The sequence below is a fragment of the Geofilum rhodophaeum genome, from assembly GCF_002210225.1.
GTDB lineage: Bacteria > Bacteroidota > Bacteroidia > Bacteroidales > Marinilabiliaceae > Geofilum > Geofilum rhodophaeum.
Window position 1 is genome coordinate 1 of sequence record NZ_MWUJ01000026.1, and the last position, 14,732, is coordinate 14,732.

Genomic DNA, 14,732 nt, shown 5'->3' on the forward strand with positions numbered 1-14,732 from the left:
CGCACTATATTGCCACACGTTGTAACCAAGCTGAAAAGCCCTCAGAGAATTAAATTGCTCATGGACAAGAAAAATTATATTTTTACGTTTTAGCAAAGAGTGACTAAACCCAAATATGCAACCTATAACCTTTACCCACAATGATAAAAGCCAAAATTACGATTGATGGACAAAGCAGATGGTTAAACGCTTTGTTTTATGAGTATTTCTTACCAGTGTATCCAGACAAAAGCTTTTACAGAGCTTTCCTTAAAAAGAACTTTCCGTATGAATTTTGTGATTCACATTCCCCTATTTCCTTTACTCATAAAAAAGTTCCCAGAATAACCCCAACAAGAACAGATATAAAAATTGCTGATGATTGCAGGAGAATGGTTGAAAGCCCTTTCCAGAATTTAGCGGTGAATGAAACCTTAAACTATGGGTTTGGGCATCAGAATACACCTTCTGTAAAAGACCAGTATTATGAAACCCTTTCAAAAGAACGTTGCAATAGATTCTTGGACAGGGGCTTAAATCCGAATGAATCCGGGGTGTACGATATGCTGTTGCGCCCAAGTGAGCTAAATGATGCTCGCATTAATAGTTCCTTAGCTGGAGGGCTTTTCTCCATTGAATTTGACTCAACTGAAAACGATGAGTTATTCATGGATTGGCTTATTTTAGGCACGAAAAAGGAAGGTCAATTTGCAATCTACAAGGGTGATGACCCTCATTTTATGAAAATTGAATTCTGGGACTGTTATTGTGTGGGGCTGCGAGAGAGTATGCAACAAGGTGACAGACCTATGCAAATGGCTCTCCGCTTATCACCTGCCATTACCCGCAACAGAAGTGTGGTGAAACATGAAAAAAGCTGGAAGACAAGTGATATTCAAAAAGAATGGAAACCAGTCGCCACCTCTGCACCCATTGAACAGGAAGAGAAGAAAGTACTTATAGAAAAAGTTGAGGGCGAGGCAGAGGCTTTGCCCGGACAGTCAATCATCTATAAAATTACCCAATATTCAGAAATCCCTTCGGCTGAAGATAAGAAGAATGTAAAGTGGGAATTAAAAATAGACGGTAATTCAAAACCGATAAAGGAAACCGGAGAATCCGTTAAAATTACAATTGAAAAAGAATGGGCTGGAAAAACAATCACAGTAATGCCCTATTTAAACAGTCCCACAGAAAGTGTTTCGACAAAGACTAAAGTCATTAATTGGGAATTGCCAAAGTATTTTGCTAAATCGGCAAAAGAGCCAGGCTATGATGTAGATGGAGCAGTTGCTGAAGATATGACTTTTTTAACCACCACAAATGAAAAGTTGATTGACTATAATAAACTGTTTTGGGTGCAAGCTAATTCTTCAGATGAAGCTCTTTTTGCCGATATGTATATCTTAGCCAGAGGGGTTTCCCTCAAAGGAGGTTGGGATAATTGCAAGGCGCTTATTGACCATTTCCGAAGTAGCTCTGGAACTCCATTCTCGAGTGACTATCTGAATAATGCCTTGGCAAATCATCCAACATTGAAAGAGTTCCTTTTTAATAAATATGGCGTAATCTTTTACTTGAAAGAACAGTTAAAAAAGTACAATGGTAATATTAACAACATAGAGTTTCAAGACAAGAAAATCCAGTCCTCCCGTGTTAAATTCGCTACTGGTGCAGACAAATTAAATGGCTTAACCTTTTCAGTTAACGATACACATTCTTACAAGATTTACATTGAAGATTATGACTTAAAATCCAACAATACCTTTGATGCAAAACTACGTATTGAGATATATGACCATTTTGGATTAGACTTTCCCGACATAGAAAAGTTTGTTCTTGGAGCTGGGTTTAGGGCTTGGTATGTGCTACAACATGTTAGAGGCTACAAACCATTTATTACAAAAATGACTTGTATTCATACAATTACCAACCAATCATTTTAAATTATGAAGATTAGCTGGTTTTTATTGCTTTTTGTTTTGTCTGTATCCTGCAGTCAAGAGAAAAACACAGAAATAATTCAAATGAAAAATATTGGAGGTGTTTATAAATCAAATGTGACAAAGGAATTGAGCATGTATGAATATTTTGTAATCACTAATCCTCCAAAAGACACAATAGCGCTCTTAGAATTAATTAGTGCATTTAATGATTCTACCTTAAGCATTGATTCCATAAAAAAATATAAATCGGGCTCTTATTATCGCGCTTTTTACGAAGAAACAAAAAAGTTTTCGAGAAACTATGAGGAAATTAGTGGCTGGGGGTCTGACAGGATTGAAGACCATGCTAATGACCGGCTCATGGGGATATTTTGGAATGAAAGTAAATGTGCGTCAAAGACTTTAGTGTGGTATGCGTCTGATGTTTATGATTTTTTTATTCAAACAGACAGTGTTTCTGATGATGAATTATTTTGGTCTTGGAAACGAGATTGCTATTTGTATGGAAAGTGACTTCACCCAATAGCTAATAATCTTATTTTGATAAATAATCAGCCAGGTTACAACATCGTATATAAAATATTTGGCAATCAGTGGTTTATTGGGCTTTTCTGCGGGTCTATAAAGTTGTGGTAGCTGGACAGAATTGTGCTTCGAATTGCCAAACATTTCATATACGTGACCGTTAGCGGCAACCCGTTGTGAATTGCTTTGACTCCGTCGATCTTCGATTCAAATTGTATCTTTGAGGAACTGGTTTCTCTTTTTCAAGCGGGGCAAAGCAATTTGTCTCGCTTTTGTGTTTCTTAGCAGAAGCTTTTAAATGTGGCGTTTTTATGAAAAGAATTGGGTTGTTGTCGGATACGCACGGTTTTTTTGATCCGAAGTTTTTGGATTTGTTTGCCGAGGTGGATGAGTTGTGGCATGCGGGGGATGTGGGCTCGGAGGCGGTGCTGGATGTGATGGAGGATTTTAAGCCGGTGCGGGCGGTATATGGCAATATTGATGATGCACAAATGCGGCGGCGGATTCCGGAGTTTCAGCGGTTTGTGTGCGAGGGGGTGGATGTTTTGATGACGCATATCGGGGGTTACCCCGGTAATTATTCGCCACAGGTTAAGGGGAAGATTTATGCAGAGCCGCCTAAGTTGTTCATCAGCGGGCACAGTCACATTTTAAAGGTGGTGAACGATCCGGCGCTGAAGTTGCTGCATGTGAATCCGGGGGCGGCGGGTAACAATGGTTTTCATCAGGTGCGCACTGCGGTGCGTTTTGTGCTCGACGGGGGCAACATCAGGGACATGGAGGTGATTGAGCTGGCCCGGCGCTGAATTTTATCATTGAGTCGGTGGTGGTACCAAATGGAGGCAGTAACTGTTCAAGCTCATTTTATGAGAAAATACAGCTCAAATCCACACGATAATGAGCCAAATAAACTACCTTTGTGAGCTAAATGGTTCAGGATGATCGATTCAAGAGAACAACAAATAATAGACTTTGTAAGGCAAAGAGGCGCCTGTTCCTCAAAAGAAGTCCACGATAATGCTGGCCTTTCTGTCAGCTATGCGACCTTAAAGAGAGTATTATTAAAGTTGGTAGCCAACGGTTACCTTGAAACAACTGGACAAGGTAAGGGAACCAGGTATGTGATTTCCCCGGCATTTGAGCTTTTAGCCCCCATTGACATTGAGCAGTATTATGAGCAGGAAATTGATGACAGAGTGATAAAGGATGGTTTTAATTTTTCTGTTATCAACGAGGTTCTTGCCAAATACGGTGTTTTTACTGAAGCTGAATTAGAGCAGCTCAACCTGCTTCAAGCAAAGTTTCGGAACAATATTTCTCAACTATCGGAGCTTGAGTATAAAAAGGAGTTTGAACGATTGGCCATCGATTTAAGCTGGAAGTCTTCTCAAATAGAAGGGAACACCTACTCGTTATTGGAGACCGAGCGACTGCTCAAGGACAGGGAAACAGCAGCAGGAAAAACAAAGGAAGAAGCGATTATGCTTTTGAATCACAAGGATGCTTTGGATTTCATAATTGAAAATACTGATTATTTGAATCCCTTATCTGTTTCAAAAATAGAGGACATTCACAGTCTTTTGACCAAAGAACTGTTGGTAGAGCGCAATCTTAGAAAACGCCGAGTAGGTATTTCCGGGACAAACTATCGACCACTGGATAATGAATTTCAGATTTCTGAAGCATTAAGAAATTCTTGTGATGTAATTAACGCAAAGAAAAGTGTTTTTGAAAAAGCCTTGTTGGCGCTCGTTTTGATTTCGTATATACAGCCTTTTATGGATGGAAATAAAAGAACGGCAAGAATTGTGAGCAATGCGCTATTAATGAATGAGAAGCACTGTCCCTTATCATTTAGGACGGTTGATTCTATTGATTACAAGAAGGCTATGCTGTTGTTTTATGAACAGAACAATATTTCCAGGTTTAAGGAAATTTTTATTCAACAATTTGAATTTGCTGTAAATACCTACTTCTAGACACTGGTGGTACGGCCTCTTTAAACTTTTGGGGTTTTTGCTTCGGGGTATGGACTTTTTTTAATACTTTGGGGTAATTCGTTTCGACTATGATGAGTACCCTTAAGTATTTTAACCGCGACATCAGCTGGCTGGCGTTCAACTACCGTGTGCTGGAGGAGGCGAAGGACCGTTCGCTGCCTTTGTACGAGCGGCTGAAGTTTCTGTCGATTTACTCGTCGAATCTGGATGAGTTTTATAAGGTTAGGGTAGCGGAGTACAAATACAATGTGGATCCGGAGGAGCTGGAGGATATGAAGGGGGCTTCGCCGGTGAAGGTCTTGCGTGAGATCAACCGGATAGTGGATGAGCATTTGCAGGAGTTCAGTCGTATTTTTCATGGCGAAATTTTGGCGGGTTTGTACCAGGAGGGCTTGATGCTGTACCAGGGCGATGTGCCGCCGGATGGGGATCATCAGCGTTTTATTCGTGATTATTTTTACCGGGAGGTGATTCCGTACTTGCAGCCGGTTTTGCTGACGAAGGGTACGCGCTCGTTTTTGCGTGACAATAGGCTGTATTTGGCGATTAAGTTGTTTCGTAAGAAGGGTAAGGAGGAAAAGGGGGATAAGAAACGGAGGGCGCGTTATGCCATTGTGAAGCTGCCGACGAATGATTTGCCGCGTTTTATCCGTTTGCCGGATAAAAACAGGCGTTTTTATTATGTGTTTCTCGACGATTTGGTGCGCTTTAATTTGCAGGAACTTTTTCCGGGTTACGATATTGAGTCGAGCTATTGTGTAAAGATGTTGCGCGATGCCGATTTGGGTATTTTGGATGAGTTCAGTGGCAATTTGGTGGAAAAAATCAGACGTAATATTGGGCTGCGCAAGGTGGGCGAGCCGACCTTGTTTACTTACGACCGGGCGATGCCGGCTGACTTTTTAATGGTTTTGAAGGATGCCTTTGGTTTGTATAAGGAGGACTTGGTGGCTGGGGAAAGGTATTTGAATTTTCAGGACTTTTTTAATTTTCCGAACCCTTTTGCGCCGGAGCATCAGTTGAATCATCCGGAGCCCATTCGCTTGCATGAGTTGGAGGAGCACGGTTCGATGTTTGCGGCCATCAAGGAGCGCGACCGCATGTTGCATTTTCCGTATCAGTCTTTCGATTATGTGCTGAAGTTTTTGAATGAGGCGGCTCAGGATCCGAAGGTGGTGGAGATTAAGGTGACGCAGTACCGGGTGGCGAGCAATTCGGCGGTGGTAAATTCGTTGATTAGTGCGGCGCGCAATGGTAAGCGGGTAACGGTTTTTGTGGAGGTGAAGGCGCGTTTTGATGAGGAGAATAATTTGCAGCTGGCGCGTTTGATGGAGGCGGCGGGTATTCGGATTATATACAGTTTGCCGGGTTTAAAGGTGCATGCGAAGATGGCTTTGGTGATTAGGCGCAGTGGTGGGGTGCGAAAGCGCTCGTATGCTTACCTGAGTACGGGTAATTTTAATGAGAAAACGGCGCGGCAGTATGCCGATCATGGTTTTTTTACCTGTAAGGAGGAGTACATTTTTGATTTGGAGGAGCTGTTTGAGTATTTTGAGAATCAGGAGATTGTTCCGGTGTTCAGGAAGTTGCTGGTGACGCAGTTTAATTTTAAGCATGAGTTGTTCCGTCGTATTGAGCGGGAGATTGAGCTGGCCCGGAAGGGTAAGGAGGGTTACATTTTTCTGAAGATGAACGGGATGCAGCACAAGCCCTTGATCAATAAGTTGTATGAGGCGAGTGAGGCGGGGGTTAAGGTCGATTTGATCATCAGGGGCATTTGCTGTCTGGTGCCCAACCAGCCTTTTAGTAAAAACATACGGGTGCTGCGAATTGTGGACAGTTACCTGGAGCATGCGCGTATGTGGGTTTTTGGCAACAACGGTAAGCGGGAGGTGTTTTTGACTTCGGCGGACTGGATGAACCGCAATGTGATGCGGCGGATTGAGGCGACTTTCCCGATTGAGGATGAGCGGATTCAGGAGGAGTTGTTTGATATTATTAATTTGCAGCTGCGCGATAATGTGAAGGCGCGTATGCTGAATGAGCATCTGGGACACGAACCGGTGGATACGGGCGACAGTGAGCCGGTGCGTGCACAATGGGATACCTATAAAATGCTGGCGGACCGGGAACGGAAGTCTGGCAAAAACCTATACCTATGAAGAGATTGATTTTGGTACGACATGCCAAGACGGAGGCGCTGACCGATGCGCAGTCTGATTTTGAGCGTAAGTTGAAGAAGAGGGGGCACAGCGATGCCGATTTGGTGGCGCGTGATTTGTTGGTGCGTGCCCTGCGCCCGGAGGTGCTGATCAGCAGTCCCGCCGTTAGGGCTTTGCAAACGGCCGATATTTTTGCGGGTGTTTTGCAGGTGCCGGTGGAAGGACGCCACGAGGCACGTTTTCTTTACGATGGCGACACTACGGCCGGTATGTTGGAGCAGCTTTCGCGTTTGGCCGATGGGGCCGATACGGTGATGGTGGTGGGACACAATCCGGATATGGCTTCGCTGAGTATGCGCCTGACGCAGGAGCACTTTTTCCATTTCCCGACTTGTGCGGCTGTGGTGATCTCTTTTGACATTGAGAGCTGGGACGAGATGAATGTGGGAATGGGACGATCGGAATATTTTATTTATCCGAAGGCGCTGAAATAGCCCGAAGTTCGCATTTGTTTTACAGGTAGATTTTGCAGGGCAATCGGAACAGGAAGGTGGCGCCCTGATTTTTTTGTGATTTTACTTGTATGTCTCCTCCCATGAGTTGTACCAGACTCTTGGTGATGGCCAGGCCCAGTCCGGTGCCGCCCATATTGCTGCTTTCGTGTGGGTTGATTTGTCGAAAGCGCTCGAAAATCAATTGGTGGTGTTCGGGGGCTATGCCTTTTCCGGTGTCTTTTACGCTGAAAGTCAACAGGTTTTCGTCTTCCAGCTGGTAGCTTAGGGTGATGCTGCCTTCTTGAGTAAACTTGATGGCGTTGCTGATGAGGTTGGTCAGTATTTGTTCTATTCTGAAAGGGTCTCCTTCCATCATCAGCTTGGTGCTTAGGCTCCCTTTGTGAATGTGGAAGCGCAGGTTTTTGTGCTTCTGATCCATTAGGGTGTGGGCCAAATGCTCGAGTTTGCTGAGCAGTGCGTGCAGGTCAAAAAGGGTGAGGTTGAGTGAGAACTGTCCGGATTCAATTTTGGAGATGTCGATGATGTCGTTGATGAGGGCAAGGAGACTTTCGCCGCTGGAACGGATGAGTTGCAGAAATTTTTGACTGTCGGTGGGGTCGTTCCGTTCTTGCAACAATATGTCGGAGAAGCCCAGGATGGCGTTCATGGGGGTGCGTATTTCGTGCGACATGTTGGCCAGAAAGGAGGATTTGAGGCGATCGCTTTCTTCGGCGCGCTCTTTGGCGCGGCGCAGCTGCTCTTCAAACTGGCGCTGAATTTCAATGTCGATGAGTATGCCGATCATGCGTTGCTCTTCGCCTTCGCCTCTTGAAATGAGTTTGCCGTGTAGGGAAAACCATTTGTAGCCGCCTTCGGCCGTTCTCAGGCGTGCTTCTCCGTCAAGGGTGGGGGTGATGCCTTTTTTATGCATGTCAAAGGCTTCCTGAAGCTGGGGTTGATCGTCGGGGTGCACATTTCTTTCCCAGTTCTTTAAATGGAAGGTGGCCATTTCGGTGTCGTCGTAATTGAGGTGGGTGGCTACCCAGGAATTGATGAACAGGGTTTTTTGCTTCATGTCTACGTCCCACAATCCTATGCGAGCACCTTCTAAGGCCATTTCGAGACGGTTTTCGCTTTTTTTGAGGGCTTGTTCCATTTGACGATGCCGGGCCAGCAGGTGCAAAAGCACCATAATAACGACCATTAAAAAGCCGAGGGTGAGCCCCACCACCACTATTTCCTGTTGGTTTTTCTGCCAGTAGTTTTCGGGGCGGTTGATCTGTTGGCTGCCTTTGGGCAGTGGTGTATTATGCAGGTTGTAACGTTGCAGTACATTATAGTCGGTAATGAGGTATTCGGGCACGCTGCTTAAGAAGGGGAGGGTGTCGCGTTCGGATTCGAGGCGCGCCCGCAGGAGGCGGGCTGCGGCTTGTCCCTGGTCGTAACCTTTGAGTACCATGCCGCCGGCAATGAAATCGCCAAAGAGGAAATCCCAGTTGCCGTAAATGGGTACATCGAGGCATTCACGCAGAAATTCGGCTTCTTGTATGATTTCGCGGGTGGCGCCGTTGCGGGGCAGGTAGAGGCTGAGCAGGTAAATGGCTTTGTTTTTGGGGTTGAGGGTGCAGAGTTGCGCGCCGACTTTTTCGGCATCGGTGGCGTGAATGATGCGGTAGGTGAAGTCAATTGGCATGGTTTTGGCGGTCTCCTCGAACAGTCGCGAAAAAAGTTGTCCGCTCAGGGTGGAGTCGGACAGTACAATGAGTTCTTCGAGTTCGGGTTGCAGGGTGGCAATGAGCTCCAGGGTGGCACGGTAGTTGAGGTCTTCGCGAATGCCTTTATAGCGGGTGCTGTCAATGTCGTAGTCGGTGATGTTGCTGACGCCGCAGAAGGTTACGGGGACCTGGCCCCAGATGTCGTTGCCGTGTTGGAGCGCAAATTCAAAGGCATGGTTGTCGCTGCAAAGCAGGGCGTCGACTTCGATGCTGTGGTATTTTTCGCGGTAGTACTGAACATTGGCCTGAAGGTGGCGGGGCAGGTGAAAGCGTTTGGTGTCCATGTGTTCGATGGAGATGCGGAAGCGTGAATCGTGGCCAAATTCGTCGACGATGGCCTGGGTGATGTCGCGGGTCCATTGAAAGGTGGGGTGGTAGGAGTTGAGTACAACGATGTCGATGATTTCATCGGCAGGGTCTTCGGCCCGGAGTTGGGGCAGAAGTAGAAAGAGAGACAGGAGCAGAAGTATGGTGTAGCGCTGCTTCATTGGCTGATGGTTTGTTCCTCAAATTACTGTTTTTTTAAATAATTTTCCTGTTTTACCTGATTTTTATTGTATGAAAAGGTTTATTGGGCTGCTGGTGTTGGCGGCTGTTCTTCACTCAAACATGGTGGGGCAGACCCGCGAGGTGCGCGAGCGGGTGGCGGAAACGAAGGGCGCATCGTCCGGCACTTCTTCTTCGGGAGGCGTGCGCGAAACTTACGATTCAGACTGGGATTTTGATGTGGAGGGGGAAACTTTCGGGGAGATGGTGGCTTCGGCGGTGGTGTTTGTTACGGCTTATGCGGTGTACACGGGTTTTGCTTATGGACAGCATGCGGTGTTGTACCACCGCGATGAACGACCGGAGCTGGTTTCACTGGAGGGCAGTTTGGCCGGGGGCTTTGCTTTTGGGGAGAATGCGCTGATGGTGACGCCGAAGTTGCGGGCCAATTATGGTTTGTTTGCCTCGGAGCTGCGCTATATTAATGTGGGGGATGTGACGGGCCGTATGTCGTCGGTCGACTGGCAGGTGGTGATGCTGCGCTTGCCGATTAAGAATTTTAAGTTGGAGTATGGTTTGGGACTGAGTTGGTTTTTGTCGCCCAACAAGGCTTATTTTGATACTTCGGCGGGTTTTGTGTGGGATTTGTGGGACAACAGGGTGCAGCTGGAGGGGCGTTTCAGAAACAGTGCGGATACTTCGGTGGGTCGTTACCGGGTGGAGTATTCGGGCGATTTGGGTTGGGAGGCAGCCCGGCTGGGCTGCTTCCGTTTGATGCCTTTTGTGGGCTATTCCAAATACACGTATTTCGACGACATCGACTTTTCGTACTTGCGCCTGGGTCTGAAGCTGCGCTGGCTGTAGCTTTACAGCAGGGCGGCTGCGTCTTTATCGAGCAGCCAGGTGGTTTTGTCGGCGCTGGTGCGGGCGGCGGGATAGTTGCGCCACTGGCCGCTCTGCTTGATGATTTCTTGTACTTTTTCGGCTTTGTTGCTGCCGGTGACCAAAAAGAGGATGTGCCGGGCGTTGTTGATGACTTTACCGGTGAGGGTCACGCGCTTTTGTCCCGATTCGGGATGGGTGGCTACTTCGCAAAGCAGGGGGGAATCCCACAGTGTCATTTCGTGGGGGAAGATGGAGGCGGTGTGGCCGTCGTCGCCCATGCCCAGCAACATCAGGTCGAAGGCGGGCAGGTTGTTTTCCTGGGGCAGGGTGCGGTCGATTTGTATTTCGTAGGCTTCGGCTGCTTTGGTGGGTTCCTGTTCTCCTTTTACACGAAAAATGTTGTCGGCCGGTACGGGGACTTTATCAAACAGGTGGGTCTTGGTCATCCCGTAATTGCTGTCGGCATGGTCGGGCGCTACGCAGCGCTCGTCGCCCCAAAAAAAGTAGAGGCGCTCCCAGGGCAGTTGCTTTTGGTAGTTTTCGGCCAGGTGGTCGAAAATGGCTTTGGGGGTGCTGCCGCCCGAAAGGGCAATGTAAATTTTTTCTTTTTCCTGGCTCATCTGGCGCAAAAGCTGGCCAAAGTGTTCGGCCAGGGCGGCTTTGTCGTCAAAAATATGTTGTTGCATCTTGTTCTCGTTTACAGTTCGCAATATTCGCCGTCGCCGGCGAGGTTTTTACAGGGGTAGCGCCAGGTTTTAACGTCGTCGACCAGGGCGTCGGATTCTTCGGGTCCCCAGGTGCCGGCGGGGTAACCGTGGACTTTGATGCAGGGTCGGTTTTTCCAGGCTTTGAGGATGGGGTCGACGAATTTCCAGGCGGCTTCTACGGCGTCGCCGCGTGAGTACAGGGTGGCGTCGCCCAGCATGCAGTCGAGCAGCAGCCGCTCGTAGGCGCTGGGCAGGTAGGTGTTGTTGAGCTCGGAGTAGTGGAAGTCCATATTCACGTCTTGCACGTTAAAGCCGGCTCCGGGCACTTTCATGCCAAATTTGAGCAGTACGCCTTCGTCGGGCTGGATGCGGATGACCAGCTGGTTGTGCCGGTTCATGATGTTTTTGTCGTGCGCAAACAGGTGGTGGGGGGTGGTTTTAAAGTGAATGACGATTTCGGTGACGCGGGTGGGCAGACTCTTGCCGGTGCGTATGTAAAAGGGTACGCCGGCCCAGCGCCAGTTGTCGATGAAAAATTTCATGGCCACGAAGGTCTCGGTGCGCGACTTGGGGGCTACGCCGGGTTCTTCGCGGTAGGCGGGCATTTTTTTGCCCTTGATTTCGCTGGCGGTGTATTGTCCGCGGATGACGTATTTCTCGACTTCCTCTTCTTTGATGGGGCGCAGCGATTGCAACACTTTTACTATTTCGTTTCGCATGCTGTCGGCTCCTATTACGGCGGGGGGCTCCATGGCTACTAGGGAGGCCAGCAGCAGGAGGTGGTTCTGTACCATGTCGCGCAGGGCGCCGGAGCCTTCGTAGTAGCCACCGCGACTGCCTACGCCGATGTCTTCGGAGGAGGTGATTTCGACGTGGTGTACGAAGTTGCGGTTCCAGAGGGGCTCAAATATGCCGTTCGAAAAGCGGGTGACCAGCAGGTTCTGGACGGTTTCTTTGCCCAGGTAGTGGTCGATGCGATATATCTGGTCTTCGCGGAAGGACTCGAGCAACTGGTGATTGAGTTTCTGGGCGCTTTCGAGGTCGTAGCCAAAGGGCTTTTCAACGATGAGACGCTTGAAGCCCTGGTCGCTCAGATGCAGGTCGTACTTGGCCAAATGTGCCGGTATTACGGGGTACATACTGGGCGGTGTGGCCAGATAGTAGATGAAGTTGTGTCCGGTTTGGAGTTTTTCGTTGAGGCTCTCGAGTTGACCTTTAAAACCGGCGTACTCGGCTTCTTCCTTGGTGTTGAAGGCGTAGTAATACAGTTTCTCGAGGAACAGCTCGAGCTGTTCCTCGCTTTTGGGCTTGGTCATGGCGTATTTCTCAATGCCTTCTTTCATCTTCTCCCGAAAGGCGGCATGACCCAGGTCGGTCCTGCCCAGACCCAAAACGCCAAAGGCTTCGGGCAGCAGATTTTGATAGTACAGATCGAATACCGAGGGCACCAATTTGCGGTAGGTCAGGTCGCCCGAGGCGCCAAAAATGACGAGTATGTGTTTTTCTGGTTTTCTCATGGATTTTGTGTTTGCGATATTGTATCAACAACGCCGGGGCGTTTTCGTTTGGTAAAGGTACTAAAATTTGCGCTATATTTGATGAAAGGCCCTGTCGGCAGGGGATGGGTTGAAGGGGGTTATAGTGCTGTATGTCAGTGCTTTTTGCTGAGGTGTAATTGCTGTATTCAATAAGGGATAGAAACAAATGATAAGAGAAGAACTTTTTGCCCCGAAGCGCATTGTGGTGGCCGGGGGCTCCGAGCAGCGCTCGAAGCCGGGTGGCAAGTTGCTGCAGAATTTGCTGGAGGGGGGCTATTCCGGCGATTTAATGGTTTTGAACCCTGGTAAGGACAGCGTGCAGGGGGTGGAGGCTTTTGCTGCGGTAAGTGATTTGCCGGTGGTGCCGGACCTGGCTATTTTGGCGGTGGCGGCGGATTTGTGTGTGCCTTTGGTGCGGGACCTGGCGCAAAGGGGTACGCGGGCTTTTATTGTGGTGTCGGCGGGTTTTGGTGAGGAGGGACCGGCAGGCAGGGCTTTGGAGGAGGCTTTGTTGGCTGAGGTGGAGGCGGTGGATGGGGTGTTGATTGGTCCCAATTGCATTGGGGTGCTGACGCCGGTGTACAACGGGGTGTTTACGGCACCGGTTCCCCGTTTGGATGCGGGAGGCTGCGATTTTGTGTCGGGCTCGGGGGCGACGGCGGTCTTTATTCTGGAGGCGGCTTTGCCAAAGGGTTTGACTTTTGCGTCGATATTGACGGTGGGCAATAGTGTGCAGGTGGGGGTTGAGGAGGTGCTGGAACACTGGGACGTGTCGTATAAGCCGGGGGTGAGTGCCCCCATCAAGTTGATATATGTGGAGGATTTAAAAAATCCGGATAAGTTTTTGCGCCATGCCGCTTCGCTGATTCGTAAGGGCTGCTGTATTGCGGCGATTAAGTCGGGGACTTCGGAGGCGGGACAGCGGGCGACCTCGTCGCACACGGGGGCTTTGGCGAGTACCGACTCGGCGGTGGAGGCTTTGTTTAGAAAGGCCGGGGTGGTGCGTTGTGCGGGCAGGGAGGAGTTGGTGGCGGTGGCTTCGGTGTTTCGCTACAAGCCTTTACAGGGTAAGCGACTGGCTATTGTGACCCAGGCGGGGGGACCGGGGGTGATGCTGGCGGATGCTTTGAGTGAGGGGGGCTTGCAGATTCCTGCTTTGGGTGTGCAGGCGCAGACCGATTTGAAGGGGATGCTGAACGCGGGTGCTGCCGTGGGCAATCCGGTGGACATTCTGGCAACGGGTACGGCCGAACAGTTGCGGCAGGTGCTGGCTTATTGTGACGGACTGGAGGGTATTGACGGGATGATCGTAATTTTTGGGAGTACGGGTCTCACGCAGGTATTCGATGCTTTTGAGGTGATTCACCGTCAGGTGCTGGCCTGTAAAAAGCCGGTCTTTCCGATTTTACCCTCGACCAGCAGTGCCCATGCTGAGGTGCAGGCTTTTTTGGCAAGGGGACATGTGAATTTTCCGGATGAGGTGGTGCTGGGCAGGGCTTTGGGCAAGGTTTGGCAAACACCGCGTCCGGCACGGGAGGAGATTTTTATGGAGGGGGTGGATTTGGCCGGGATTCGTCGCCTGATTGATGGGGCAGAAGCCGGATGGCTGGGTCCTGCTGTGGTGAATGCCCTGCTTCGGGCTGCCGGCATTCCGGTGGTGCCCGAAGGGGTGGCGCACTCGAAAAAGGAGTTGGTGAAGCTGGCAGGGGAACTGGGCTATCCGCTGGCGCTGAAGGCGGTGGGACTGGTGCATAAGTCGGATGTGGGCGGGGTGACTTTGAACATCCGTTCGGAGGCGCATTTGCTGGCCGAATATGGTCGCATGCTGAAAATAGAGGGCGTGGAAGGGGTGCTGGTACAAAAGATGGCTGAGGGCATGGAACTTTTTATTGGAGGGCGTTATGAACCGCGCTATGGGCATGTGTTGGTGGTGGGACTGGGTGGGGTGTTTGTGGAGATGCTGAATGATTTTGCGCATGGACTGGCGCCTTTGACGATGGAGGAGGCTGCTTCGATGATTCGAAGTCTGAAAAGCCATCGGGTGATTCAGGGGATGCGGGGGCGCGAAGGGGTGGATGAAGAGCTTTTTGCGGAAATATTGGTGCGCTTGTCCACTTTACTGCGTTATGCTACGGAGATAAAAGAGCTGGATTTGAATCCACTGATTGGTAATAAAGCGGAACTTTTGGTGGTGGATGCCCGTATGCTGTTGCATCGTTAAACCTACTTGTATTT

The 14,732-nt window shown here is 49.0% G+C and carries 11 protein-coding genes; 8 read left to right on the top strand and 3 right to left on the bottom strand.

What is annotated here, in order from left to right:
• Positions 1-140: 140 nt before the first annotated feature.
• The 6 genes from B4W65_RS15360 to B4W65_RS15385 all read left to right on the top strand — a co-directional run bounded on the left by B4W65_RS15360 (position 141) and on the right by B4W65_RS15385 (position 7,106).
• A complete protein-coding gene (locus B4W65_RS15360; protein WP_088656059.1) occupies positions 141-1,925 on the top strand; it encodes a DUF3289 family protein in 1,785 nt (594 codons plus the stop codon).
• A gap of 3 nt (positions 1,926-1,928) precedes the next feature.
• On the top strand, positions 1,929-2,438 hold the full coding sequence (locus tag B4W65_RS15365) for a hypothetical protein (RefSeq protein ID WP_088656060.1): 510 nt from the start codon (positions 1,929-1,931) through the stop codon (positions 2,436-2,438).
• Between the two features lie 323 nt (positions 2,439-2,761).
• Positions 2,762-3,256, top strand: coding sequence for a metallophosphoesterase family protein (locus B4W65_RS15370; RefSeq protein WP_088656061.1), 495 nt, complete (start codon positions 2,762-2,764; stop codon positions 3,254-3,256).
• A 132-nt stretch (positions 3,257-3,388) separates the two neighbouring features.
• Complete coding sequence (locus B4W65_RS15375; RefSeq protein WP_088656062.1) at positions 3,389-4,429, top strand: Fic family protein; 1,041 nt, start codon at positions 3,389-3,391, stop codon at positions 4,427-4,429.
• Positions 4,430-4,518: 89 nt separating this feature from the next.
• Positions 4,519-6,612 carry a polyphosphate kinase 1 gene (gene ppk1, locus B4W65_RS15380; RefSeq protein WP_088656063.1) on the top strand — a complete coding sequence of 698 codons (2,094 nt, stop codon included), beginning with the start codon at positions 4,519-4,521 and terminating at the stop codon, positions 6,610-6,612.
• The gene (locus tag B4W65_RS15385; protein ID WP_088656064.1) at positions 6,609-7,106 is read left to right on the top strand and encodes a SixA phosphatase family protein; all 498 of its coding nucleotides are present in this window, start codon (positions 6,609-6,611) and stop codon (positions 7,104-7,106) included. The genes ppk1 and B4W65_RS15385 overlap by 4 nt, the downstream gene beginning before the upstream one ends.
• Before the next feature lie 19 nt (positions 7,107-7,125).
• On the opposite strand, the gene B4W65_RS15390 is transcribed toward B4W65_RS15385, so the two are convergent.
• The gene (locus tag B4W65_RS15390; protein ID WP_088656065.1) at positions 7,126-9,369 is read right to left on the bottom strand and encodes a sensor histidine kinase; all 2,244 of its coding nucleotides are present in this window, start codon (positions 9,367-9,369) and stop codon (positions 7,126-7,128) included.
• A gap of 70 nt (positions 9,370-9,439) precedes the next feature.
• On the opposite strand from B4W65_RS15390, the gene B4W65_RS15395 reads away from it, so the two are divergent.
• The gene (locus B4W65_RS15395) at positions 9,440-10,231 is read left to right on the top strand and encodes a hypothetical protein (RefSeq protein WP_088656066.1); all 792 of its coding nucleotides are present in this window, start codon (positions 9,440-9,442) and stop codon (positions 10,229-10,231) included.
• Between the two features lie 2 nt (positions 10,232-10,233).
• On the opposite strand, the gene pgl is transcribed toward B4W65_RS15395, so the two are convergent.
• A complete protein-coding gene (gene pgl, locus B4W65_RS15400) occupies positions 10,234-10,938 on the bottom strand; it encodes a 6-phosphogluconolactonase (protein ID WP_088656067.1) in 705 nt (234 codons plus the stop codon).
• Between the two features lie 11 nt (positions 10,939-10,949).
• Positions 10,950-12,476 (bottom strand): glucose-6-phosphate dehydrogenase, encoded by a 1,527-nt coding sequence (gene zwf, locus B4W65_RS15405; RefSeq protein WP_088656068.1) that lies wholly within the window; start codon positions 12,474-12,476, stop codon positions 10,950-10,952.
• 226 nt (positions 12,477-12,702) lie between these two features.
• Here zwf and B4W65_RS15410 point away from each other — a divergent pair, with 226 nt between their 5' ends.
• A complete protein-coding gene (locus B4W65_RS15410; protein WP_394335461.1) occupies positions 12,703-14,718 on the top strand; it encodes an acetate--CoA ligase family protein in 2,016 nt (671 codons plus the stop codon).
• Positions 14,719-14,732: the final 14 nt, after the last annotated feature.